The organism is Blastococcus sp. TBT05-19 (assembly GCF_003319095.1).
Classification (GTDB): Bacteria; Actinomycetota; Actinomycetes; order Mycobacteriales; family Geodermatophilaceae; genus Blastococcus.
In genome coordinates this window covers 134,720-157,653 of the sequence record NZ_QOHI01000003.1, presented here as the reverse complement: position 1 = coordinate 157,653, position 22,934 = coordinate 134,720, and the positions used below count along the sequence as shown (strand labels likewise).

Annotated in this window: 21 protein-coding genes, 4 tRNA genes and 1 pseudogene; 6 read left to right on the top strand and 20 right to left on the bottom strand. The window is 72.6% G+C overall.

From position 1 onward, the window contains the following. Positions 1–4 precede the first annotated feature (4 nt). From DQ244_RS09775 to DQ244_RS09730, 10 genes and pseudogenes are all read right to left on the bottom strand, one after another. Positions 5–769, bottom strand: a complete 765-nt coding sequence (locus DQ244_RS09775; RefSeq protein WP_224500141.1) for an ABC transporter permease — start codon at positions 767–769, stop codon at positions 5–7. A 104-nt stretch (positions 770–873) separates the two neighbouring features. Then, a complete protein-coding gene (locus tag DQ244_RS09770) occupies positions 874–1,581 on the bottom strand; it encodes an ABC transporter permease (protein WP_199580354.1) in 708 nt (235 codons plus the stop codon). Between the two features lie 104 nt (positions 1,582–1,685). Further along, positions 1,686–2,834 carry an ABC transporter ATP-binding protein gene (locus tag DQ244_RS09765; RefSeq protein WP_113811301.1) on the bottom strand — a complete coding sequence of 383 codons (1,149 nt, stop codon included), beginning with the start codon at positions 2,832–2,834 and terminating at the stop codon, positions 1,686–1,688. Between the two features lie 294 nt (positions 2,835–3,128). Then, complete coding sequence (rplL, locus tag DQ244_RS09760; protein ID WP_113811300.1) at positions 3,129–3,521, bottom strand: 50S ribosomal protein L7/L12; 393 nt, start codon at positions 3,519–3,521, stop codon at positions 3,129–3,131. A gap of 125 nt (positions 3,522–3,646) precedes the next feature. Further along, a pseudogene (gene rplJ / locus DQ244_RS09755) lies at positions 3,647–4,171 on the bottom strand (50S ribosomal protein L10); the annotation flags it as partial. 351 nt (positions 4,172–4,522) lie between these two features. Continuing rightward, positions 4,523–5,242: a 50S ribosomal protein L1 gene (rplA, locus tag DQ244_RS09750; RefSeq protein WP_113811298.1), complete on the bottom strand. Its 720-nt coding sequence runs from the start codon at positions 5,240–5,242 to the stop codon at positions 4,523–4,525. A gap of 86 nt (positions 5,243–5,328) precedes the next feature. Continuing rightward, on the bottom strand, positions 5,329–5,757 hold the full coding sequence (gene rplK, locus DQ244_RS09745; RefSeq protein WP_113811297.1) for a 50S ribosomal protein L11: 429 nt from the start codon (positions 5,755–5,757) through the stop codon (positions 5,329–5,331). 50 nt (positions 5,758–5,807) lie between these two features. Further along, positions 5,808–6,698: a transcription termination/antitermination protein NusG gene (gene nusG / locus DQ244_RS09740; protein WP_113811296.1), complete on the bottom strand. Its 891-nt coding sequence runs from the start codon at positions 6,696–6,698 to the stop codon at positions 5,808–5,810. A 44-nt stretch (positions 6,699–6,742) separates the two neighbouring features. Continuing rightward, positions 6,743–7,270, bottom strand: coding sequence for a preprotein translocase subunit SecE (gene secE, locus DQ244_RS09735; protein ID WP_113811295.1), 528 nt, complete (start codon positions 7,268–7,270; stop codon positions 6,743–6,745). A 113-nt stretch (positions 7,271–7,383) separates the two neighbouring features. Then, a tRNA-Trp gene (locus DQ244_RS09730) sits at positions 7,384–7,456 on the bottom strand. A gap of 218 nt (positions 7,457–7,674) precedes the next feature. On the opposite strand from DQ244_RS09730, the gene DQ244_RS09725 reads away from it, so the two are divergent. Beyond that, on the top strand, positions 7,675–8,931 hold the full coding sequence (locus tag DQ244_RS09725) for a pyridoxal phosphate-dependent aminotransferase (RefSeq protein ID WP_113811294.1): 1,257 nt from the start codon (positions 7,675–7,677) through the stop codon (positions 8,929–8,931). Positions 8,932–8,937: 6 nt separating this feature from the next. Here DQ244_RS09725 and DQ244_RS09720 read toward each other — a convergent pair whose 3' ends face one another. The 7 genes from DQ244_RS09720 to DQ244_RS09685 form a co-directional block, all read right to left on the bottom strand. After that, on the bottom strand, positions 8,938–10,359 hold the full coding sequence (locus tag DQ244_RS09720) for a M1 family aminopeptidase (RefSeq protein WP_113811293.1): 1,422 nt from the start codon (positions 10,357–10,359) through the stop codon (positions 8,938–8,940). Further along, positions 10,356–10,763, bottom strand: coding sequence for a MaoC family dehydratase (locus DQ244_RS09715; RefSeq protein WP_113811292.1), 408 nt, complete (start codon positions 10,761–10,763; stop codon positions 10,356–10,358). Before DQ244_RS09715 ends, DQ244_RS09720 begins: the two co-directional genes overlap by 4 nt. Beyond that, on the bottom strand, positions 10,760–11,203 hold the full coding sequence (locus DQ244_RS09710) for a MaoC family dehydratase N-terminal domain-containing protein (RefSeq protein ID WP_113811291.1): 444 nt from the start codon (positions 11,201–11,203) through the stop codon (positions 10,760–10,762). The genes DQ244_RS09715 and DQ244_RS09710 overlap by 4 nt, the downstream gene beginning before the upstream one ends. Before the next feature lie 31 nt (positions 11,204–11,234). Continuing rightward, positions 11,235–11,399 carry a 50S ribosomal protein L33 gene (gene rpmG / locus DQ244_RS09705; RefSeq protein WP_113811290.1) on the bottom strand — a complete coding sequence of 55 codons (165 nt, stop codon included), beginning with the start codon at positions 11,397–11,399 and terminating at the stop codon, positions 11,235–11,237. 109 nt (positions 11,400–11,508) lie between these two features. Further along, a tRNA-Met gene (locus DQ244_RS09700) sits at positions 11,509–11,582 on the bottom strand. A 56-nt stretch (positions 11,583–11,638) separates the two neighbouring features. Beyond that, positions 11,639–11,711, bottom strand: a tRNA-Thr gene (locus tag DQ244_RS09695). Between the two features lie 135 nt (positions 11,712–11,846). After that, positions 11,847–14,342, bottom strand: a complete 2,496-nt coding sequence (locus DQ244_RS09685; protein WP_199580329.1) for a bifunctional diguanylate cyclase/phosphodiesterase — start codon at positions 14,340–14,342, stop codon at positions 11,847–11,849. 683 nt (positions 14,343–15,025) lie between these two features. On the opposite strand from DQ244_RS09685, the gene DQ244_RS09680 reads away from it, so the two are divergent. Beyond that, the gene (locus DQ244_RS09680; RefSeq protein WP_113811288.1) at positions 15,026–15,457 is read left to right on the top strand and encodes a pilus assembly protein TadG-related protein; all 432 of its coding nucleotides are present in this window, start codon (positions 15,026–15,028) and stop codon (positions 15,455–15,457) included. Between the two features lie 58 nt (positions 15,458–15,515). On the opposite strand, the gene DQ244_RS09675 is transcribed toward DQ244_RS09680, so the two are convergent. Beyond that, positions 15,516–15,597: transfer RNA gene (locus tag DQ244_RS09675), tRNA-Tyr, on the bottom strand. 113 nt (positions 15,598–15,710) lie between these two features. On the opposite strand from DQ244_RS09675, the gene DQ244_RS09670 reads away from it, so the two are divergent. Further along, complete coding sequence (locus DQ244_RS09670) at positions 15,711–16,202, top strand: YajQ family cyclic di-GMP-binding protein (protein ID WP_113811287.1); 492 nt, start codon at positions 15,711–15,713, stop codon at positions 16,200–16,202. Between the two features lie 128 nt (positions 16,203–16,330). Further along, positions 16,331–17,278, top strand: a complete 948-nt coding sequence (locus DQ244_RS09665; protein WP_158544507.1) for a DUF559 domain-containing protein — start codon at positions 16,331–16,333, stop codon at positions 17,276–17,278. A gap of 16 nt (positions 17,279–17,294) precedes the next feature. Here the strand turns inward: DQ244_RS09665 and htpX are convergent, their stop codons facing one another. Then, positions 17,295–18,170: a zinc metalloprotease HtpX gene (gene htpX, locus DQ244_RS09660; protein WP_113811285.1), complete on the bottom strand. Its 876-nt coding sequence runs from the start codon at positions 18,168–18,170 to the stop codon at positions 17,295–17,297. Between the two features lie 196 nt (positions 18,171–18,366). Between htpX and DQ244_RS09655 the strand changes: the two genes are divergently transcribed. After that, entirely contained in the window at positions 18,367–20,334 is a 1,968-nt protein-coding gene (locus tag DQ244_RS09655; RefSeq protein ID WP_199580328.1) for a 2-oxoacid:acceptor oxidoreductase subunit alpha, read from the top strand. Continuing rightward, positions 20,331–21,425 (top strand): 2-oxoacid:ferredoxin oxidoreductase subunit beta, encoded by a 1,095-nt coding sequence (locus DQ244_RS09650; protein ID WP_199580327.1) that lies wholly within the window; start codon positions 20,331–20,333, stop codon positions 21,423–21,425. Before DQ244_RS09655 ends, DQ244_RS09650 begins: the two co-directional genes overlap by 4 nt. Before the next feature lie 19 nt (positions 21,426–21,444). On the opposite strand, the gene DQ244_RS09645 is transcribed toward DQ244_RS09650, so the two are convergent. Beyond that, positions 21,445–22,905, bottom strand: coding sequence for a PLP-dependent aminotransferase family protein (locus DQ244_RS09645; protein ID WP_113811284.1), 1,461 nt, complete (start codon positions 22,903–22,905; stop codon positions 21,445–21,447). Between the last annotated feature and the right edge of the window lie 29 nt (positions 22,906–22,934).

Genomic DNA, 22,934 nt, shown 5'->3' with positions numbered 1-22,934 from the left:
CTGGTCACCCCGCGATCCTGACGGTCGTCGTCGAGCCCCAGATGGCCAGGGACAGGAACAGGTCGATGATGTTGATCGCCACGATGGAGAAGCGGACCGCGCGGCCGACGGCCAGGCCGACGCCCGCCGGGCCACCGCTGGCCCGGTACCCGTAGTAGCAGTGGGTCAGGATGATGACCACGGAGAAGACGAGCACCTTGAGGAACGACCACAACACGTCTTCCGGTGGCAGGAACAGGTTGAAGTAGTGGTCGTAGGTGCCGGTCGACTGCCCGTACCCCTGGGTCGCGATCAGCCTCGTGGCGAAGTAGCTGGTCAGCAGGCCCAGGACGTAGAGCGGGACCACCGCGACGAAGCCGGCGATGATCCGGGTGGTCACGAGGAACGGCAGCGAGGGCACGCCCATGACCTCGAGGGCGTCGATCTCCTCGTTGATCCGCATTGCGCCGATCTGCGCGGTGAAGCCGCAGCCGACGGTGGCCGAGAGGGCCACGCCGGCGACCAGCGGGGCGATCTCGCGGGTGTTGAAGTACGCGGAGAGGAAGCCGGTGAAGGCGGCGGTGCCCAGCTGGTCGAGCGCCGCGTAGCCCTGCAGGCCGACCGCCGAGCCGGTGAAGAAGGCCAGCGCGGCGATGACGCCGACCGTGCCGCCGATGACGGCGAGCGCCCCGCTGCCGAAGGTGACCTCGGCCAGCAGCCGCATCGTCTCCTTCTTGTAGCGGCGCAGCGTCCGCGGGGTCCACGCCAGCGCGCGGGCGTAGAACGACATCTGGTCGCCGAGGTCCTCGAACGTGTCGAGGGGCTGCTTGTAGACCTTGCGGACCAGCTTGCGGGTGCCGACCTTGATCCGGTCGCCGGGAGAGAGGAGCGCCATCACTGCCCCTTCGGCGGGACGAGCTGGAAGTAGATCGCCGTGATCACGAGGTTCACCGCGAACAGCAGGAGGAACGTGATGACGACGGACTGGTTCACCGCGTCGCCGACGCCCTTCGGTCCACCTCCTGCGTTCAGCCCCTTGTACGAGGCGACGATGCCGGCGATGAGCCCGAACACGAGTGCTTTGAACTCCGAGGCCCAGAAGTCCTCGATCTGCGCCAGCGCGCTGAACGAGGCGAGGTAGGCGCCGGGGGTACCGCCCTGGAGCACGACGTTGAAGAAGTAGCCGCCCGCGACGCCGACGACGCTGACCAGGCCGTTGAGCAGGACGCCCACGAGCATCGCCGCCAGCACCCGCGGCACCACCAGGCGCTGGATCGGGCTGATGCCCAGCACCTCCATGGCGTCGATCTCGTCACGGATCTTCCGGGAGCCCAGGTCGGCGCAGATGGCCGATCCGCCGGCGCCGGCGATCAGCAGCGCGGTCACGATCGGGCTCGCCTCGCGCACGACCGCCAGCACGGACGCCGAACCGCTGAACGACTGCGCGCCCAGCTGCCGGGTCAGGGACCCCAGCTGCAGCGCGATGACGGCGCCGAACGGGATCGCCACGAGGGCGGTCGGGATGATCGTGACGCTGGCGACGAACCAGGCCTGCTGGATGAACTCGCGCAGCTGGAACGGGCGCTTGGGGAGTGCCCGCATCGTGTCCAGGGCGAAGGCGAAGAGGTTGCCGCTGGCGCGCAGGGGGCGCGTCGGCGAGAGCTTGCCGTCGAGCAGCCCGGGCGCCTTGGGCTTCTCGGTGGCGCTCACTCCTCACCGCCCTGGCGAGGCAGCACGGCCGTCGCGGTGGACCGGGAGGGCTGACCGTCGGTGCCCTGCGCGTCGGGCTCGGCTGCCCAGTGCCGCCCGCCGGACCGGGTCGACTCGTAGGCCCCGGACTCGACCTTCGCCAGCAGCTCCTCCGGCAGCGACTTCCGGATCGCGGCCTGCGTGTCCTCGTCGAACTCGTGCAGCATCCGCGCGACGCGCTCCTGGCGGCGGCGCTCCGCCTTGCGCTCGGGAAGCCCCTCGGTCGGCGTCAGCTGCGGAGGCACGGCGTCCCCACCGGAGGCGCCCTTGGGCCCGACGCCGTTGTGCGAGTCGCCGCCGCGCTCCTCGAGCGCCTTCATCTCGGCCTCGACCTGGGCGACGTCCTTCTCCTCGCTCATGCCGATCGGACCCTCGCGGCGACCGTTGAGGAACTGGCGGACGACGGGCTCCTGCGAGGTGAGCAGCTGCTCGCGCGGGCCGAACATCACCAGGTTGCGGCGGAACAGCAGGCCGAGGTTGTCCGGCACGGTGCGGGCGGTGCCGATGTCGTGCGTGACGATGAGGAAGGTGGCGTCGATCTGCGCGTTGAGGTCGACGATGAGCTGGTTGAGGTAGGCCACGCGCACCGGGTCCAGACCGGAGTCCGGCTCGTCGAACAGGATGATCTCGGGGTCGAGCACCAGCGCACGCGCCAGGCCGGCGCGCTTGCGCATACCGCCGGAGATCTCGCCGGGGAGCTTCCCCTCGGCGCCCTGCAGGCCGACCATGTCCATCTTCTCGAGGACGATCGACTTGACCTCGGACTCGCTCTTCTTGGTGTGCTCGCGCAGCGGGAAGGCGATGTTGTCGTACAGGCTCATCGAGCCGAAGAGGGCGCCGTCCTGGAAGAGGACGCCGAACAGCTTCCGGATCTCGTAGAGCTTGTGCTCGCTGGTCGTCACGAGGTCGGTGTCGTTGATGATGATCGACCCGCGCTCGGGCTTGAGCAGCCCGACCAGCGACTTCAGGAAGACGGACTTACCGGTACCGGACGGACCGAGCAGCACCGAGATCTCCCCCGGCGGCAGCGTCAGCGTGACATCGCTCCAGATGTTCTGGCTCCCGAAGGACTTGCTCAGCCCCTCGACCTCGACTGCGACGCCCACGTGTCCCTCGCCTCCCGCTCCGGCTCTGCTGCCGGTCCCCGCCCCGCCGCGATGGCGGGCCCCGGCAGTGTGCGGCAACCCCGACGTCTCCGCATCCGGAAGTCGTCGTGGCCCGCACCACTACCGGTCAGTAACGAACGTGCGGGGGCAAGGTTACGTGTGTCACGCGCTTTCGGTGACCCCGATCTCTTCCTGCAGTCGAAAACCACCCGGAGACGCGACAGGGGCCGCCCTCCTGGCGGAGGACGGCCCCTGTGGAGCTGTGGTGCAGCCAGGCGCCGGAGCGCCGGGGGACTACTTGACGGTGACGGTGGCGCCGGCGCCCTCGAGAGCGGCCTTGGCCTTCTCGGCAGCGTCCTTCGCGACCTTCTCCAGGATCGGCTTCGGCGCGTTGTCCACCAGGTCCTTGGCCTCCTTGAGGCCGAGGGACGTGAGGCCACGCACCTCCTTGATGACCTGGATCTTCTTGTCGCCGGCAGCCTCGAGGATGACGTCGAACTCGTCCTGCTCGACGGCGGCGGCGGCGTCGCCACCGCCACCACCGGCGGCCGGGGCCGCCGCGACGGCGACGGGGGCAGCAGCGGTGACCTCGAAGGTCTCCTCGAACTGCTTCACGAAGTCGGACAGCTCGAGGAGGGTCATCTCCTTGAACGCGTCGAGCAGCTCGGCGCTGGAAAGCTTCGCCATGGTGATCTCCTTCTGGGTCAGTCGTCGCTGGCCGCGTCGGCGGCAGCGGTGTCGGTCTCGGGGGTGGTGGTGTCAGCAGCAGCGCTGTCGTCCGCGGCCGGAGCCTCGGCGGCGGGGGCCTCGGGAGCGGCAGCCTCGGCGGGCTTCTTCTCCTTGAGCGCCTCGGCCAGGCGGGCCATCTGGGACAGCGGGGCCTGGAAGAGCCCGGCGGCCTTCGTCAGGTTGCCCTTCATCGCGCCGGCCAGCTTGGCCAGCAGGACCTCGCGCGGCTCGACGTCGGCGAGGCGGGTGACCTCGGAGGCGTCGACCGTGCGACCGTCCACGACGCCGCCCTTGACGACGAGCATCGGGTTGGCCCGGGCGAAGTCACGGATGACCTTGGCGGCCTCGACCGGGTCGCCCTCGATGAAGGCGATCGCGGTCGGTCCGTTGAGCAGCGGGCCGAGGTCGGAGAAACCGACCGAGTCCGCTGCCCGCTTCGTCAGGGTGTTCTTGACGACGGCGTAGCTGCTGCCCGCACCGAGGGAACGACGCAGCTGGGTCAGCTGCGCCACGGTCAGCCCGCGGTACTCGGTGAGCACCGCCGCACTCGAGTTCTGGAACCGATCGGTGATCTCGTCGATCACCGCGGCCTTCGCCTGCGTGGGCATGGGCCTCCTCTCGTCTGTCGGGCGACCTCTGGCCGCTGCACGACGGCGGGCGATCGACGCCCCCGGAGACGAGGAACGCCCCGGCGCAGAGCGCACGGGGCGAGGACGGGCGCGCGATGACGCCCGGCGATCGAACCGTCCACCTGCGCGGGTCGCCCGGAGCTCCGGGACCTTCGATCGCACGCGGACGTGCGACGACCAGCGGTCTTGGGGGGAACGCCGACAAGAGTACGCGATACGACGAAGGCCCCGCCGCGCGGGTGCGCGACGGGGCCTTCGGGACGTGCTGGAACGGACCCCTCGCAGGGTCCCGCCGCGAGCGTCAGCGAGCGGTGGGGGGCGAGGGGGTCCTCAGACGGTGGGCTCGTCCACCGTCAGGTTGCGGGTGCGGTTCGGGTCGACCGGGATGCCCGGGCCCATGGTCGTGGAGATGGTGACCTTCTTGACGTACCGGCCCTTGGCGGCGGCGGGCTTGGCCCGGAGCACCTCGTCGAGCGCGGCGGCGTAGTTCTCCACCAGCTTGGTCTGGTCGAACGAGGTCTTGCCGATGACCAGGTGCAGGTTCGCCTGCTTGTCGACGCGGAAGTTGATCTTCCCGCCCTTGATGTCGTTGACGGCCTTGGTGACGTCGGGGGTCACGGTGCCCGTCTTCGGGTTCGGCATCAGGCCGCGGGGGCCGAGGATGCGGGCGATGCGGCCGACCTTGGCCATCTGGTCCGGCGTCGCGATCGCGGCGTCGAAGTCCAGGAAGCCGCCCTGGATCTTCTCGATGAGGTCGTCGGAGCCCACGACGTCGGCGCCGGCGGCCTCGGCCTCGGCGGCCTTGTCACCGGTCGCGAACACGATGACGCGGGCGGTCTTGCCGGTGCCGTGGGGCAGGTTGACCGTGCCGCGGACCATCTGGTCGGCCTTGCGCGGGTCGACGCCCAGGCGCATGGCGACCTCGACGGTGGCGTCGTAGGAGGTCGTCGACGTCTCCTTGGCCAGCGTGGCGGCCTGGAGCGGGCTGTACAGGGTGTCGCGGTCGACCTTGTCGGCCGCGGCGCGGAACTTCTTGCCGTGCTTCGCCATGGTGAGTCCTCTCCGGGGGCTGGTGCCCCGGTCACGTGGTGAACGGGCCTGGCGTGGCCCTCCCACTACTGCTGGGTGGAGCTGGTTCAGACGACCGTGATGCCCATCGACCGGGCGGTGCCGGCGATGATCTTCTCGGCCTGCTCGAGGTCGTTGGCGTTGAGGTCGGTCATCTTCGTGGTGGCGATCTCGCGGACCTGGTCACGGGTGACCGTGGCGACCTTGGTCTTGTGCGGCTCGCCCGAGCCCTTCTCGACACCGGCGGCCTTGAGCAGCATGCGCGCGGCCGGCGGGGTCTTGGTGATGAAGGTGAAGCTCCGGTCCTCGAAGACCGAGATCTCGACCGGGACCACGTCGCCGCGCTGCGACTCGGTCGCCGCGTTGTAGGCCTTGCAGAACTCCATGATGTTGACGCCGTGCTGGCCGAGCGCCGGACCCACGGGCGGCGCGGGGGTGGCCGCGCCGGCCTTGATCTGGAGCTTGATGACCGCGGTCAACCGCTTCCTGGGGGGCATGACTTCCTTCTATCTCGGGTGGATCAGCTCGGAGAGGACGCCGTGCGGCGTCAGATCTTCGAGACCTGGTTGAACGACAGCTCGACGGGCGTCTCGCGGCCGAAGATGGAGACCAGCACCTGCAGCTTCTGCTGCTCGGCGTTGATCTCGTTGATGGTGGCGGGCAGCGTCGCGAACGGGCCGTCCATGACGGTGACCGACTCGCCGACCTCGAAGTCGACGACGGCGGCCGGCGCGGCCGCGGCGGCGCCACCACCGGAGGCGGCGGCCTCGGCGGTCCGCGGCGCCTCCGGCGCGGTGGCCGGCACGAGGATCTTGACGACCTCGTCGATCGTCAGCGGCGAGGGCTTCGAGGTCGCGCCGACGAAGCCGGTGACGCCGGGGGTGTTGCGGACGGCGCCCCACGACTCGTCGTTGAGCTCCATGCGGACGAGCAGGTAGCCCGGCAGGACCTTGCGGTTGACCTGCGAGCGCTTGCCGTTCTTGATCTCGGTGACCTCCTCGGTGGGCACCTCGATCTGGTAGATGTAGTCCTCCACGTCGAGGGACTGGATGCGCGCCTCGAGGTTGGTCTTCACCTTGTTCTCGTAGCCCGCGTACGAGTGGACGACGTACCAGTCGCCGGGGGCGATCCGCAGCGCCTTCTTCATGGCCTCCGCGGGGTCCTCGTCCTCCTCCACCGCGACGTCGGAGTCGGGGGCCGGGGCGACCAGCGGGTCGCTGGCCAGGCTCGCGGTGTCGCCGTCCTCGACCTCGGGGACGACGTCGGCGACCTCGGTGTCGGTCTGCAGGTCGGCGGTGTCGCTGGAGCCCTCGGCGGCGCCGGTCTCGCCGGTACCGGTCTCGACGTCGGCGGAACCGCGCACGTCGAAGCGGGCGTCGTCCAGGTCGGTGCCTTCGACCGCGCTGTCGGTCTCGAAGGGCTCGCGGGGGTCGGTCACAGGTGTCTCTTCCTTGTCAGGGGGCGGAGCGGCAGGGGCGGAGGTCAGCCGAAGACGGCGATCACGCCCCGTGCGAAGAGCAGGTCCAGCCCGGCCACCAGGGCGACGATGAACGTCACGAACACGATGACGACGGTGGTGTAGGTGAGCAGCTCCCGCCGGCCCGGCCAGATGACCTTGCGCAGCTCGGCCACGACCTCGCGGAGGAACCGCATGAGGGAGCGGCGCGGGCGGAGCTCCTCGGCCCGCGCGCGCTCGGCGGCCGCGCGCGAACGGGTGCCCGAGCCGTCCCGTGCGGGGCGCGAGGCGCTGCGCGCGGCGCGGCGGCCGCTCGTGGCCGGCTCGTCGTCCTCGTCGTCGTCGGCGGTGATCCGGCCGCGGCGACCGCGCGGCCGGTCGGCCACGACCTTGTCCTCGTCGGCCGCGGCCTCGCCCGCCACCTCGTCCTCGGCCGCCTCGAGCGCCTCGGCGTCGTCGACGCCCGGGGCCTCGCGGTCGAGCTGCTCGTCGGTGAGCTCGGCGTCGGAGGCGGCGCGCGCGTCGTCCTCGCGGCCCGGCTTCTCGTCGCTCACTGCGCCTCGCTCGCCTCGTCGTGGTGGCCGCTCCAGCGAGGGCCTTCGGTCGGTGGTGCCGTTGTCGTGCTGCCGTGCGGACGTGCTCGTCGCCGGCGGACCGGCGGCACGGGCAGGGGTGACAGGACTTGAACCTGCAGCCTGCGGTTTTGGAGACCGCTGCTCTGCCAATTGAGCTACACCCCTGTGCCCGGAAGGGCCCCGGGACGACTGCCTCGCCGCAGCCGCGTCCCGACCTCCGAGGAGATCCGGGGCACGCCGGTGGCGGGGTCAACAGCCCCAGGACTCGAAGTGTACGGGACCGCCCGGGCGCGCAGCCAACGTCCCACCCCTCCCGGCGGACCGGACGGCATCGGCAGCGGGCGGCGGCCCCCACGGCTGCGGGACTTTGACACGATGGTCCCATGACCGCCGCCTCGGCACAGGAGTCCGCCGCCCCCTCGACCGAGCTGCCGCCCGCCGCGCGCCGCATCTCCCGTCGCATCGGCTCGATCGCCGAGTCCGCGACGCTGGCCGTCGACGCCAAGGCGAAGGCGCTCAAGGCCGCCGGGAAGCCGGTGATCGGGTTCGGTGCCGGGGAGCCGGACTTCCCCACGCCGGACTACGTCGTCGAGGCCGCCATCGCCGCGGCCCGCACCCCGGCCATGCACCGCTACACCCCCGCCGGCGGGCTGCCCGCGCTCAAGGAGGCGATCGTCGCCAAGACGGCGCGGGACTCCGGGCTGCAGCTCACCCCGGCGCAGGTGCTGGTCACCAACGGGGGCAAGCAGGCCGTCTACGAGGCGTTCGCCACGATGCTCGACCCGGGCGACGAGGTGATCGTGCCCGCGCCCTACTGGACGACCTACCCGGAGGCGATCCGGCTGGCCGGGGGCGTGCCGGTGCCGGTGGTGGCCGACGAGCAGAGCGGCTACCTCGTCTCGGCGGCGCAGCTGGAGGCCGCGCGGACCCCGCGCACCAAGGCGCTGCTCTTCTGCTCGCCGTCGAACCCCACGGGTGCGGTCTACCCCGCCGAGCAGGTCGAGGAGATCGGCCGCTGGGCGCTGGACGCCGGCCTCTGGGTGCTCACCGACGAGATCTACGAGCACCTGACCTACGGCGGCGTGACGGCGCCGTCGCTGCCGGTCCTGGTGCCCGAGCTCGCCGACCGCTGCGTGGTCGTCAACGGCGTCGCGAAGACCTACGCGATGACCGGCTGGCGGGTGGGGTGGATCGCCGGGCCCCTGGACGTGGTCAAGGCCGCGACCAACCTCCAGTCGCACGCGACCTCCAACGTCGCCAACGTCTCCCAGGCGGCGGCCGTGGCCGCGCTGACCGGCGACCTCTCGGCCGTGGCCGCGATGCGGGAGGCCTTCGACCGCCGCCGGACGACGATCGTGCAGATGCTGCGGGAGATCCCGGGCATCGCCTGCCCCGAGCCCCAGGGCGCCTTCTACGTCTACCCGTCGGTGAAGGGCCTGCTGGGCCGGCCGATCGGTGGGCGCACGGCGTCCACCAGCGCCGAGCTGGCGGAGCTGATCCTGGAGCAGGCCGAGGTGGCCGTGGTCCCCGGCGAGGCGTTCGGCACCCCCGGCTACGTCCGGATGTCCTACGCGCTGGGCGACGACGACCTCGTCGAGGGCGTCACCCGGATGCAGCGCCTCCTCGGCTCCGCCGAGTAGCGGGTCCTAGCCGTCGGCGTCCAGCGCGCCGGCGCGGACGAGGACGTCGACGGCCGCGGGCAGGTCGGCCAGCGCGGCGGCGACGTCCTCCGGGGTGGCGATCGACCAGGCGGTGGCGTCCACGTAGCAGCGGATCGCCTCGTCGAAGGCGGGCGGCCCCGCGGCCTCCCGCGCGGCGAGCAGCGCGGCGCCGCCCTTGCCGTAGACCGCGCTGACGTAGGGGCGGTCGCCGGCGAACTGGTCCATCGAGCCGCCGACGTCGCCCTCCCGGTCCACGGCGGACTCCACCGCGCGGGCCGGCGGCGGGTCCGGCACCGCCTCGGCCCAGGTGGCGAACGCCTCGTCGAGCCACGGATCGCGGAACTGGGAGTTGCCGACCATCCCGTAGAACCACATGTGCGCGACCTCGTGGACGAGGACGTCGCGGCTCGGGGTGGCCTCCAGGATCATGCCCGGGTACTCGATGCCGCCGCCGAAGTCGGGCAGCAGCGCGACGGTGAGCGTCTCGTACGGGAACGGCCCCAGGAACGCCTCGAGCTCGGCGATGGCCGCCACGGTCTGGTCGAGCAGCTCCGCCGGCTCCAGCTCGCCGTCCACCAGGGCACCGGCGCGGACCAGCACGCCTCCGGGCGTCTCCTGCTCAGCCGTCCCGAACGGACCGGCCGCGACGGCGACGTCGCGGGCCACCGGCTCCGTGGCCCGCCAGGTGCGGCGCCCGTCCCGCGGCTCGGACGGCCGGGCGCGCGCGCCGGTCATCAGCACGGTGAGCTGCTCCGGTGCGGAGACGGTGAGCGTGACGTCGGCGGCCTCGCTGCTCGCCGTCTCCCCGGTGAGTCCGACGAAGGGGTCCCGTGCCCAGCCGACCCCCGTCTCCCAGGCCAGCAGCGGGGCGCCGCTCCCCCACCAGGTGATGCCCTCGGCGACCCCGAAGCGCTCGAACCCGCCCTCGCCGATGGAGAGCGTGAAGTCCAGCCGGACCTCCGTCGACTCCCCCGCGGCGAGCTCGTCGTCCAGCTGCACGACGTACAGCCCGCCCGGGCCCGCTCCCCCGGCCGCCTCGTACCCGCCGCCGCGCACGTCGTCGCCGCGCACGCCGTCGACGACGAGCCCGTTCCCGGCGGGCGCGGACTCCGGCGCGTTCGGCACCAGGCGGAACACCAGCTCGTCGGTGGGCAGGTCCGGGGTGAAGACGACGGTCTCGCTCCCGGTCACCGTGCGCAGGTCGTCGGCGAGCCGGAAGTCGTAGTCGATCACCGGGCGGTCCGGGTCGGGCCCGGCACGCTCGGCCGGGCACGCCGTCGGGTCGGCCGGCGCCTGGGTGGTCGCCGGCGCCGCGTCGACGCGGGGCGGGTCCCCGTCGGCGAAGGACGTGCAGCCCGACAGCAGGAGGACGGCGAGGAGCGCGCCGCCGGACCTGCGACCGGTCACGGGAGGCGGACCACCGCGCGGGCCAGGGAGAGGACCTTCTCGCCGCCGCTGGTGACGGTGAGGTCGACCCGGGCGCGGCCGTCGTCCAGCAGGGCCGCGACCTTGCCGCGGACGGTCAGCTCGGCGCCCTCGTCGTCGTCGGGGACGACGACCGGTCGGCCGAAGCGGACCTGGTACTCCACCAGGGCGGCCGGGTCGCCGGTCCAGGCGGTGACGGCGCGGCCGGCGAGCGCCATGGTGAACATGCCGTGGGCGATGACGCCGGGCAGGCCCACCTGGAGGGCGACCCGCTCGTTCCAGTGGATCGGGTTGAAGTCGCCGGAGGCGCCGGCGTAGCGGACCAGGTCCGCGCGGGTGACCCGGAAGAGCTGCTCCGGGAGCTCGGTGCCCACCTCGACGGTCATGCGCCCCTCGCCACGAGCATCGAGACCGCGGTGCAGACCGGCTCGCCGTCCTCGCCGGCCAGCTCCACCCGGGCGGTCAGCAGGTCGTTGCCGGCCACCGTGCGCGCCGCGTCGATGGTCGTCGTCGCCACCAGCCGGTCACCGGCGCGCACGGGGCGGTGATGGGTGAACTTCTGCTCGCCGTGGACCACGCGGCTGTAGTCGAGACCCACCTCGGGGTCGGAGAGCACCACGAACGCCGCATCGAGGCTCACGACGATGGCGAAGGTGGGCGGTGCGATGACGTCCGGGTGGCCGGCCGCCCGGGCGGCGTCGGCGTCGAGGTGGACCGGGTCCAGCGCGCCGACCGCGGTGGCGAACTCGGCGATCTTCGCGCGACCGACCTCGTAGACGGCAGAGGGCGGGTAGCTGCGCCCGACCAGTTCCCGGTCCAGCGCCATGCTCCCGCCCTCGCTCAGCTGTCGGAGACCGTCAGCGGGTCTCGCGGTGCACGGTGTGCTTGCGGTCGCGCGGGCAGTACTTCTTCAGCTCGAGCCGGTCGGGGTCGTTCCGCCGGTTCTTGCGGGTGATGTAGTTGCGGCTCTTGCACTCCTGGCAGGCCAGGGTGATCTTCGGACGGACATCGGTGGCTGCCACGGGGCGCTCCTCGCCTTGTAGGTGTGTGCGGCCCCTGCAGGGACCTCGTGCCGTTCGCCGACAGGTGCCGGCGTGACGACGGACCCCGGGGTGCGGGGTCCGTCGGGAGTAGCGGTGACCGGACTTGAACCGGTGACACAGCGATTATGAGCCGCTTGCTCTACCAGGCTGAGCTACACCGCCGGGATGACCGAGCTGCCCGGTCTCGCGACAGGACCCGCTGGTCAGCTTACTGCCAGAGCCCCTTTACGGAATCGAACCGTAGACCTTCTCCTTACCATGGAGACGCTCTGCCGACTGAGCTAAAGGGGCCTGCTCCGAAGAGCCATCGCAGACTCTACCTGACGCCTCGGACCACGTCGCAGGGGCCCCGCGAGGTGCTGGAACGGCCCCGCGTCAGGGCCCCGGCGCGAGCTCGCGAGCGGTGGGGGGACGCGGGGTCCTTCGTCACGTCCGTACGAACAGCCGGCGGTGCGGGGCTCCCGGGGTCGCCGAACGGACGCCGGCCCGGGCCAGCAGCCACTTCTCGAGGCGGTCCTCGGGCAGCGGGCGGCTGATCAGGAAGCCCTGCAGCTTGTCGCAGCCCATGGTGGCCAGCTGGTTGCGCGTCATCTCGTCCTCGACGCCTTCCGCGACCACGGAGAGCCCGAGGTTGTGCGCGAGCTCGATGATCGAGCGGGCGATGAACGACTCCCCCTGGCTGGTGGCCATGGTGAGGACGAAGGACTTGTCGATCTTCAGCTCGTCGATGGGCAGCTGCCGGAGCTGCGACAGCGACGAGTAGCCGGTGCCGAAGTCGTCCATGGACAGCCGCAGCCCCAGGTCGTGCAGGTCGTCGAGCACGGAGCTCTCCCGCACGGCGTCGTCGACGACGCTGCTCTCGGTCAACTCGAGGACGAGCAGCTCCCCCGGGACGTCGTGCCGCAGCAGGGCGCCGCGGATCCGCTCGACGAGGTCCGGCTCGGCCAGCGAGCGCGCCGACACGTTGACCGCGACCGACAGGGCGATGCCCTGGTCGAGCCACCTGCGGCAGCGGGCCAGCGCGAGGTCGAGGACGTGGTCGGTGATCGCGCCGATCCGGCCGATCTGCTCGGCCAGCCCGATGACCTCCTCCGGCGGGACGTTGCCGTACCGGGGGTGGACCCACCGGACGAGCGTCTCCACCGACACGATGTCGTTGGACTGGGCGTCGATCACCGGCTGGAAGACGACGGCGATCTGGCGGTCGGCCATGGCCTGCTCGAGCTCCGTGCCGAGCTGGAGACGGCGGAGGCTCTGCTGGTCCAGGACCGGGTGGTAGCTGGCCACCCCGCCGGAGCCCTCGGCCGCGAGCAGGGCGACGTCGGCCCGCTGCATGAGGATGCCGGCGTCGGTGCCGTGCACGGGCGCGGCGACGACGCCGAGGGTGAGCGAGACCTCCAGGTCCAGCCCGGCGACGCGGACCCGCGTCGCGGCGGCCTCGCGCAGCCGGCGGGCCGCCTGCTCGGTCGCCGCGAGCGAGAGGCCGGGCAGGAGCACCGCGAACTGCTCGCGCTCCATGCGGGCCAGCAGGGCCCGCGGCGGGGCGTGCTCGCGGAGCAGGCCGGCGGTGACGAGCAGGAGCTCGTCGCTGGCGGCGTGACCGAGGGTGTCGGTGACGTCGGCGTAGGTGCCGAGCGAGGCCAGGATCAGCCCGGCCCGCGCGCGGGTCGGGTCGGCCGACAGCAGCTGGTCGATCTCGGCGGCCAGCCGCTGGCGGTTGGGCAGCCCGGTCAGCCGGTCGTGGTCGGCGTCGTAGCGGATCCGGGTCAGCAGCTGCTGCTGGCGGATCGCGGCGTTGACGTGGGTGAGCATGGAGTCCAGCGCGCCGCGCTCGCTGCTGCTGAACGTCACCAGGTCGCTGCGGCGGTCGCAGACCTCGAGGTAGCCGGGCTCGCCGGCCGCCGTCGTGACCGGTGCACCCAGGAGGTCCGACACCCCGCGGCGGGCCAGCGCGGCCCGCTCCACGTCGTCGGCGCGCGCCGCGGCCACGTGCACAACTCCCTCGGCCGAGGCCACGGCACGCCGCCGGAGCGGGTCGTCGGGGTCGCCCGGACCGTCGTACCAGGAGGCGCCGTCCTCCGAGACCACGACGAGGCGCGGCTCCTCGTCGAGGTACGGGGGCAACCACAGGGCGACGCGCTCGGCGTTCAGCAGCTCCCGCACCGCCTGCACGATCTGCCGGGTGCCGGCCTCGTCGGCCTGCACCTCCTCGACGCGGCGGGCGAACTCGTAGACCTGCTCGAGCGAGTCGCCTTCGCGGGTGACCGCTGCGAACCGGCGGTAGAGGAGCGCCAGGGCTCCACCGAGCGGCACGATGAGCAGCCACGACCACACGGTGGCGTGCAGCAGCAGCAGGGCCGTCAGGCCGATCAGCACCGCCACGGGGCCGATGACGACGACCGGGATGAACAGACCCGCCCAGACGGCGCGACCGGGGTAGCCCTGCGTGATCGTGATCGCCGCGGCGACGAAGCAGGCGCCCACCACGTTGGCCACGAAGACGGCGACCAGGCAGGAGATCCAGGTGCTGGGGTCGGTCACGTCGCCGACCGGGAGGACGGCCAGCACCGACACGGCCACGCCGGCCTCCACCACGGCGACCGCTGCGTTGAAGACGACCTTCGGTGCGGGGAGGCGCTGGGCCGACAGCACGAGGGCCACGGCCGCGGCGCGCGTCAGGGCGGTCCACGCGCCGCCCAGCTCGACCAGCGCGAGGACGAAGGCCAGCTCGCTCGCGGAGCTGTGGATGCTCTCGCGCCGGAACTCGACGTGCACGTTCAGCCGCTCGGCGACGACGGCGGCGCAGAAGACGGCCACCAGGACCGGGACGTCCACCGTCAGCGGCCCGCCGAGGAAGACGAGGACGCCGACCGGCACCCCGAAGGTCAGTCCGAGCAGCGCCACCAGCCAAGGGCTGCGCATCGCGCGGGCCCTCCCTGGCACGCGAACGTGCTGCTCAGCTACCTGCAACTGGACTCCCCGTGTCGTCGGGCGGGCGAAGGCTAACAGCGATGGAGGTCATCGCGACCCTCTCGTGCGTCGGGAGGGCGCCGTCCTCGCGGCTCATCGGCAGACCGGGTCCGGAACATGAGGCGGGACGGCCGCTCCGAAGAGTCGACCGTCCCGCAACTACCCGTTCGAGGGAGACAGCTGGCTGTCAGGCCTCCATCAGGTCCACTTGCTCCCGCGGGTCCACTTGCTGCCCCGGGTCCACTTGGAACCGCGGACCGAACGACCCTCACGCTGCATGGTGATGCTCATGGCGCCTCCCTCTGGGCACGACAAAAATGGCTGGTGCGGCAGCCATCCACGCGCGGGGGCAGAGCGTCGTCGAATACGGACCGCGCCGAAGACAATGCTTCCCGTGATCGACTGCGACAAGCACGTGCGCGGCGACACGCCGGGCGCCTACGTCATGTCGTGACCTTCCGCCACTCGGGTCGCACCTTGGGTGACCTCGAGCAGCCTCTCGACGCCCGCCGCCGCCGTCGCCGTCCACAGGACCGGGCCGCGCGTCACGGGACCGGGTGACCGTCCGTCCACAATGTCCACAGATCGTGTCCACAGGTGGTGGACGACGCCTGCGGGCTGCTTGGCTCCTCCGCGTGCGCGCGGACATCCACGACCCGGAGCGGGGGTCGACGCTCCCCTTCGTCCTCGTCTGCTGGGTGGTCGCCGCGCTGATGGCCTTCGGTGCCATCGCCGCCTCCGACGCCTTCCTCGAGCAGCAGGAGGTGCAGGCGGTCTGCGACAGCGCCGCGCTGGCAGCGGCCAACCAGGCCGACGAGGCGGCGGTCTACGCCCGCGGGGTCGGCACCGAGCTGCCCCTGACCCGGGCCGCGGCCCAGGCCGCGGTCGCCGACCAGCTGGCCGACGGCGGGGTGGAGCTGGACGGCTGGTCGGCCGAGACCGACGGCGCCGAGGTGACGGTGCGCTGCACCCGCTACGTGCGGATCGCGTTCGACTGGCTCTTCCTCGGTGGTGAGCTGCTGGAGCGCACCGCCGTCGCCAGCGCGCGGGCGCCCACGCTGCCCTGAGCGAGCCGGAGAAGGCGACGGCCCCCGACCTGCAGGTCGGGGGCCGTCGTACCGAACGTGGCGGGTGAAGGATTCGAACCTTCGAAGGCTAAGCCGACGGATTTACAGTCCGCTCCCATTGGCCACTCGGGCAACCCGCCGTGCGGTGCGTGCTGCTCGGTACGCGGGAGAGACTACAAGACGCGAGGACCGGTGGTGACGGGTCCCCGCGACGAGTCCCGGTGGCGGGACCGCCCCCCACGGAGAGGAAGACATGGCCGACGCATCGTTCGACGTCGTGAGCAAGGTGGACCGCCAGGAGGTCGACAACGCGCTGAACCAGGCGGGCAAGGAGCTGTCGCAGCGCTTCGACTTCCGCGGCACCAACGCCACGATCGCCTGGGCCGGCGACGAGGGCGTGACCCTCCAGGCCGACACCGAGGAGCGGGTCGCGGCCGCGCTCGAGGTGTTCAAGGAGAAGCTGATCAAGCGCGGCATCTCGCTGAAGGTGCTCGACGCCGGTGACCCGCAGTCCTCGGGCAAGGGCTACAAGATCGGCGCGACGATCAAGCAGGGCATCGAGTCCGACGTCGCGAAGAAGATCGCCAAGCTCATCCGCGACGAGGGCCCCAAGGGCGTCCAGGCGCAGATCCAGGGCGACCAGCTGCGGGTGAGCGGCAAGAAGCGCGACGACCTGCAGGCGGTGCAGCAGCTGCTGAAGGGCGCCGACCTCGACGTCGCGCTGCAGTTCGACAACTACCGCTGACGCGCGTGGTCCCCCGGGCGCGCATTCCGACCGGCGGAATGCGCGTCTGAGGGACCAGGCACCGCGCCGCTGTCCACAGCTGCGGCTCTCGCGCCCCGCACCGGTGACCCGTGGTCCACGGTGACCGCGTGCACGACCTCGCCGCGCTGCTCGGCCCCACCGGGACCGCTCCGACCGCCCATCTCGGCTCGGTCGTCCACCCGAGCTCGGTCCGGCGGTGGCTGGCGGCCGGGCGGCTGGTCGCCCTGCACCCGGGCTGGGTGACGACGGCGGACCGGGCCGACGACTGGACGGTCCGCGCGCACGCCGCCGTCGGGTACACCGGCGGGCTCCTCAGCCACTGGAGCGCGCTGCACGTGCACGGTCTCCAGGCCGAGGGCGTGACACGGCTGGACCTCACCGTGCCGCGCTCGCGGCGGGTCCGGACCTCGCGCTGGCTCCGGGTCCACCGCAGCTCGCGCCCGGTCCGCACGCAGCGGGTCCGTGGCCTGCCGGTCACATCGCTCGAACGCGCGCTCGTGGACACGTGGGGCGACACCCACCACGTGCGGGCGGTGCGGGGGGCCGACTCCGTCGTCCGCGGGGTCGTCCTCCGAGCAGCTCGGGGCCGGCTGGTCGATCCGGCCGCCGTCGAGGCCGAGCTGGCCGCGTGCCCACAGCTGCCTGGGCGCGCTGCGTTGCTGGAGCTGCTGGGGTTCGTCGCCGCCGGCTGCCAGAGCGAGCTGGAGATCCGCGGCCTGCGCGACGTCGTCACCGCCCCGGGGGTCCCGGCACCACGGCTGCAGCACCGGGTGCACCTGCCGGACGGGCCGGTGTTCCTGGACGCCGCCTGGCCGGACCTCAAGGTCGCGGTGGAGTTCGACGGTGCCGCCTTCCACGGTGACCTCGCGGCGCGTGAGCGCGACCTGCGCCGGGACGCCGCTCTGGCTGCCCTCGGATGGGTGGTGCTGCGCTTCGGCTGGACCGACGTGGTCGAGCGGCCGCACGTCTGCCGGGCGCGCGTCGTCGCCGTCCTCGGGCAGCGTGGAGGCGTGGCCCTGGGGGCGCGCATTCCGGGCGCCGGAATGCGCGCGTGAGGGGCCACGCCGCGCGTCAGCGGCCCAGGTCGCGGGCCATCTCCTCGAGGCGGGCGATCCGCTCGGGCATCGGCGGGTGGGTGGCGAACAGCGACGCGAGGCCCTGGCCGCGGAACGGGTTGGCGATCATCAGGTGGCTCTGGCTCACGAGGCGCTCCTCCTGCGGCAGCGGACGGGCCGCGGTGCCGCGCTCGATGACCCGCAGCGCGTCGGCCAGCGCCAGCGGGTCCTGGGAGAGCTCGGCGCCGGAGGCATCGGCCTGGTACTCGCGGCTGCGGCTCACCGCCATCCGCACCAGGCCGGCCGCGAGCGGGCCCAGCAGCACGAGCAGCAGGCCACCGAGGGCGTTGCCGCCGCCGCGGTCGCCCTCGGACCGGCCGCCGAAGAGCGAGGCGAACATCGCCATGTGCGCCAGGTACGTGACGACGGTGGCCATCGCGCCGGCCACGGAGCTGATGAGGATGTCGCGGTTGTAGACGTGCGAGAGCTCGTGGGCCAGCACACCGCGCAGCTGCCGCCGGTCGAGCAGCTCGAGGATGCCCTGGGTGACGCAGACGGCGGCCCTGCGCGGGTTGCGGCCGGTCGCGAAGGCGTTGGGCTGGGGAGTCGGGCTCACGTACAGCCGGGGCATCGGCTGCCGGGCCGAGGTGGCCAGCTCGCGCACGATCGCGTAGAGCTGCGGCGCCTGGGTCTCGGTCACGGGGAAGGCCCGCATCGAGCGCAGGGCCAGCGTGTCGGAGTTGAACCAGGCGTAGCCGTTCACGCCCAGCGCGACCAGCAGCGCGACGAACAACCCGCTCCGGCCCCCGATGAGCGCACCGGCCATCAGGATCAGACCGCCCATGAGCCCGAGGAGCAGGGCGGTCCTCAGTCCGTTGGTCCAGCGGTGCACGTCCGGTCCAACGCCGTCGCCCGATGGCCCGTTCCCCGCCCCGACTGCGTCCCGTCACCCAGCGGAATGAGATAAGGGCGGCCTTGGTTGGCCGGTGGGAACGCGGTGGGATCCTTCCCGCCGCCCAGCGTGTCCGGTTGCACATCCCCGGCGCGGACCACGCACGTAACCTCGCCCGGTGGAGGTAGACCCCCTGATGACTGGCCCCAACCCGACCGTCGCGCCGTCGGAGTCGAACGGCGCCCTGGCCACCACGGTGTCCAGCTCGGCGCCCGGTGGGCTCGTGAAGAGCGTCGTCGAGCTCGACCGCGTGGTCATCCGGCTGGCGGGTGACTCGGGTGACGGCATGCAGCTCACGGGCAACCGCTTCACCAGCGAGACGGCGTCCTTCGGCAACGACCTGAAGACGCTGCCGAACTTCCCCGCCGAGATCCGGGCGCCCACGGGGACCCTCCCCGGCGTCAGCTCCTTCCAGCTGCAGTTCGCCGACCACGACGTCATGACGCCGGGTGACGCACCCGACGTCCTCGTGGCCATGAACCCGGCGGCGCTCAAGGCGAACCTCGGCGAGCTCCCCGGCGGCGGCCTCCTCATCCTCGACTCCGACGAGTTCACCCCGCGGAACCTGGCCAAGGTCGGCTACGCGACGAACCCGATCGAGGACGGCTCGCTCGAGGGCTGGCAGACCGTCAGCGTGCCGCTGACCTCCATGACGACGGACGCGCTCAAGGACTCCGGTCTCGGCAAGAAGGAGGCCGAGCGCAGCAAGAACATGTTCACCCTCGGCCTGCTGAGCTGGATGTACCACCGGCCCACCGAGGGCACGATCCGCTTCCTGGAGCGCCAGTTCCGCCGCAAGCCCGAGATCGCGGCGGCCAACATCGCCGCCTTCCGCGCCGGCTACAACTACGGCGACACCACGGAGGCCTTCGCGGTCTCCTACGAGATCAAGCCGGCCCCGATGAAGCCGGGCCGCTACCGCAACATCTCCGGCAACCAGGCGCTGGCCCTGGGGCTCGTCGCCGCCGGCCAGCGGTCGGGGCTCCCGATCTTCCTGGGCGCCTACCCGATCACCCCGGCGTCGGACATCCTCCACGAGCTGTCGCGGCACAAGGCCTTCGGCGTGCGCACGTTCCAGGCCGAGGACGAGATCGCCGGCATCGGCGCGGCCCTGGGCGCCTCCTTCGGCGGCGCGCTCGGCATCACCACCACCTCCGGCCCCGGTGTGGCGCTCAAGGCCGAGACGATCGGCCTGGCGGTCATGACCGAGCTCCCGCTCGTCATCGTCGACGTCCAGCGCGGCGGCCCCTCGACCGGTCTGCCGACCAAGACCGAGCAGTCGGACCTGCTGCAGGCGATGTTCGGCCGCAACGGCGAGGCGCCGATCCCGGTCATCGCCCCCCGCTCCCCCGGCGACTGCTTCGACGCCGCGGTCGAGGCCGCGCGCATCGCGCTGACCTACCGCACGCCGGTCATGCTGCTGTCCGACGGCTACCTGGCCAACGGCGCCGAGCCGTGGGCCATCCCGGAGGCCGCCTCGCTGCCGGACCTCGCCCCCGGGGTCGCGTTCGCCACCGAGCCCAACGGCGAGGACGGCGAGTTCCTCCCCTACCTGCGCGACCCGGAGACCCTGGCCCGCGCCTGGGCCATCCCCGGCACCGCGGGCATGCAGCACCGGATCGGCGGGCTGGAGAAGGCCGACAAGACCGGCAACATCTCCTACGACCCGGCCAACCACGACTTCATGACCCGCACCCGGCAGGCGAAGATCGACGGCATCGCCGCCTCGATCCCGCTGACCGACGTCGAGGACCCGGACGGCGACGCCCGCGTGGCCGTCATCGGCTGGGGGTCCACCTACGGGCCGATCGGCGCGGCCGCCCGGCGGATCCGGAGCTCGGGCCGCAAGGTAGCCCAGATCCACCTGCGGCACATCAACCCGTTCCCCTCCGACCTCGGCGAGGTGCTGGCGCGCTACGACCGGGTGATCTGCCCGGAGATGAACCTCGGTCAGCTCTCCCTGCTGCTGCGGGCCAAGTACCTGGTGGACGTGCAGAGCCACACCCAGGTGCGCGGGCTGCCCTTCCGCGCGGCGGAGCTGGCTGCGGTGATCCAGGACGCCATCGACAGCACCACCGCATCCCTGAACGGAGCTCAGCAGTGACCACCGTCGAACTCGGCATGCCGGATGCACCGACCCCCATCGACGCGGCGATCGCCCGCTCGCTCGAGCAGCACGGTCCGAAGGTGACCGAGCTCAAGGGCAAGGACTTTAAGACCGACCAGGAGGTGCGCTGGTGCCCCGGCTGCGGTGACTACGTCATCCTCAACGCCGTCCAGAGCTTCCTGCCCAGCCTCGGCATCGCCCGCGAGGACATGGTCATCGTCTCGGGCATCGGGTGCTCGTCGCGCTTCCCGTACTACATGAACACCTACGGGATGCACTCGATCCACGGGCGCGCCCCGGCGATCGCGACCGGTCTGGCCGCCGCCCGCCCCGACCTGTCGGTGTGGGTCGTGACCGGTGACGGCGACGCGCTCTCCATCGGTGGCAACCACCTGATCCACGCGCTCCGCCGCAACGTGGACATGACGATCCTGCTGTTCAACAACCGGATCTACGGGCTGACCAAGGGCCAGTACTCGCCCACCTCCGAGGTCGGCAAGGTCACCAAGTCCACCCCGATGGGCTCGCTGGACCACCCGTTCAACCCGGTCTCGCTGGCCCTCGGCGCCGACGCCACCTTCGTCGGGCGGGCGATGGACTCCGACCGCAAGGGCCTCACCGACGTGCTGCGGCAGGCGGCCGAGCACAAGGGCACGTCGCTGGTGGAGATCTACCAGAACTGCAACATCTTCAACGACGGCGCGTTCGAGCTGCTCAAGGACCCGGCGACCGGCCCGATGTGGACGATCCCGCTGGAGCACGGCAAGCCGCTCGTGTTCGGTCCGGACGGCGCCTCGTGCGTCGTGCGCGAGGACTTCGGCGGACTGCGGATCGCCGAGACCAACCAGGTCGACGCCTCCGAGATCGTGGTCCACGACGCCACCCGCGAGGACCCGTCCTACGCGTTCGCGCTGTCGCGACTGTCCTCGCAGGACCTGCGGTACACGCCCATGGGCGTCTTCCGGAAGGTCCAGAAGCCGAGCTACGAGGCGATGATGAGCGAGCAGCTCGACGAGGCCCGCCTGCAGGGCCCCGGCGACCTGGACGCCCTCCTCGCCGGCGGCGACACCTGGACCGTCAGCGCCTGACAGAAGGACCCCGTCCCACTCATCCCTCGCACGCTCGGGACGAGCCTCCGGACGGGGCCACGACCGCGGGTCCGTCTCCCTCCGGGGAGGCCGACCCGCTGTCGTTCCCGGCCTCCGCGAGCACCCGGGTGAGCACGGCCAGGGCGCGGCGCAGCTCCGCGCGATCGGGGGCGGCGAAGCCGAGCACCAGCCCCGAGCGGACGCCGTCCCCGGCACCCGCGGCCAGGTGACGGCCCACGCCGTCCAGCGCCACGCCCCGCGCCGCCGCGGCCGCGATCACCGCGACCTCCTGGTCCGGGCCGGCCAGGGGCACGAGCACGTGCGCCCCGGCCGGGTCGCCCTCGGCGACCAGCCCGGCCGCGGCCACCGCGGCGCGCGCCTCGTCCCGCCGGGCGCCGAGCTCGCGCCGCAACCGGCGCAGGTGCCGGGCGAGGTCCCCCGAGGCCGCCAGGGCGGCCAGCACCCGCTGACCGGCCCGCGGGGGCCGCAGACCGGTGCGGGTGCGGCGCTCGAGCAGCAGGTCGCGCACCAGGGACGGTGCGACCAGCCAGCCCACCCCCAGCGTCGGGCTGAGGATCTTGCTCGCCGTCCCGAGGTGGACCACGACGTCGGGGCCCAGCGCACCCAGCAGCGGCAGCGGTGCGACGTCGTAGCGCAGCTCGCCGTCGTAGTCGTCCTCCAGGACCCACCAGCCCTCGGTCCGCGCCCGCGTCACGAGCGCGAGCCGCCGGGCCGCGGACATCCGCCGGCCCAGCGGGTACTGGTGCGCCGGCGTGCAGTAGACCGCGGCGACGTCCGCCGGCACCGCCTCGACGACCAGCCCGTCGGCGTCCACCGGGACGGGCACCACCTCGGCCCCGGCATCGCGCAGCGCACCCACCACCCGCTGGTAGCCCGGGTTCTCCACGGCCACCCGGCTGCCCGGCGGCAGGATGCGGACGACCTCGGTGACCGCCGCCGACGTGCCGGTGGTCGCCAGGACGTCGGCCGGTGCCGCCGCCAGGCCGCGGTGGCGCAGCAGGTGCTCGGCCACCGCCGAGCGGAACCCGGGGTCCCCGGCCGGTTCGGGCCGCCGGTCCGGGGGGTCGTCCCCCGCCGCCCGCCAGGCCCGCCGCCAGGCCGCCCGGTCGAGCACCTCCAGGCACGGGGAGCCGGCGCGGAGGTCGACCAGCTCCGCGGCTGCGGCGCCCGGGGGGACCGCCCGCACCGTCGGGGCCGGTGCCGCCGACGGGGCGTCCAGCACGAAGGTGCCCGCGCCCCGGCGCCCGCCCGCCCAGCCCTCGGCCAGCAGCTGGTCGTAGGCGGCGGAGGTGACGGTGCGGCTGACCCGCAGGGCGGCGGCGAGCTCGCGGGTCGAGGGCAGCCGGTCACCGGGGCGCAGGGTGCCGTCGGCCGTGGCGGTCCGCAGCGCGTCGGCGAGCTGCACCGACAGCGGCGTGCGCGAGGTGCGGTCGAGCAGGACGGGCGGGACGTCGACCACGGTGCCTCCGGGACTCGAACGAGGTGGCC

What these genes read in the sequence shown, in the direction of transcription:
- DQ244_RS09775 (WP_224500141.1), bottom strand. Translation starts at nt 769, where the DNA reads ATGTCGTTCTACGCCCGCGCGCTGGCGTGGACCCCGCGGACGCTGCGC.
- DQ244_RS09770 (WP_199580354.1), bottom strand. Translation starts at nt 1,581, where the DNA reads ATGCGGGCACTCCCCAAGCGCCCGTTCCAGCTGCGCGAGTTCATCCAG.
- rplL (WP_113811300.1), bottom strand. Translation starts at nt 3,521, where the DNA reads ATGGCGAAGCTTTCCAGCGCCGAGCTGCTCGACGCGTTCAAGGAGATG.
- rplA (WP_113811298.1), bottom strand. Translation starts at nt 5,242, where the DNA reads ATGGCGAAGCACGGCAAGAAGTTCCGCGCCGCGGCCGACAAGGTCGAC.
- rplK (WP_113811297.1), bottom strand. Translation starts at nt 5,757, where the DNA reads ATGCCCCCCAGGAAGCGGTTGACCGCGGTCATCAAGCTCCAGATCAAG.
- DQ244_RS09725 (WP_113811294.1), top strand. Translation starts at nt 7,675, where the DNA reads ATGACCGCCGCCTCGGCACAGGAGTCCGCCGCCCCCTCGACCGAGCTG.
- DQ244_RS09715 (WP_113811292.1), bottom strand. Translation starts at nt 10,763, where the DNA reads ATGACCGTCGAGGTGGGCACCGAGCTCCCGGAGCAGCTCTTCCGGGTC.
- DQ244_RS09710 (WP_113811291.1), bottom strand. Translation starts at nt 11,203, where the DNA reads ATGGCGCTGGACCGGGAACTGGTCGGGCGCAGCTACCCGCCCTCTGCC.
- DQ244_RS09685 (WP_199580329.1), bottom strand. Translation starts at nt 14,342, where the DNA reads ATGCGCAGCCCTTGGCTGGTGGCGCTGCTCGGACTGACCTTCGGGGTG.
- DQ244_RS09670 (WP_113811287.1), top strand. Translation starts at nt 15,711, where the DNA reads ATGGCCGACGCATCGTTCGACGTCGTGAGCAAGGTGGACCGCCAGGAG.
- DQ244_RS09655 (WP_199580328.1), top strand. Translation starts at nt 18,367, where the DNA reads ATGACTGGCCCCAACCCGACCGTCGCGCCGTCGGAGTCGAACGGCGCC.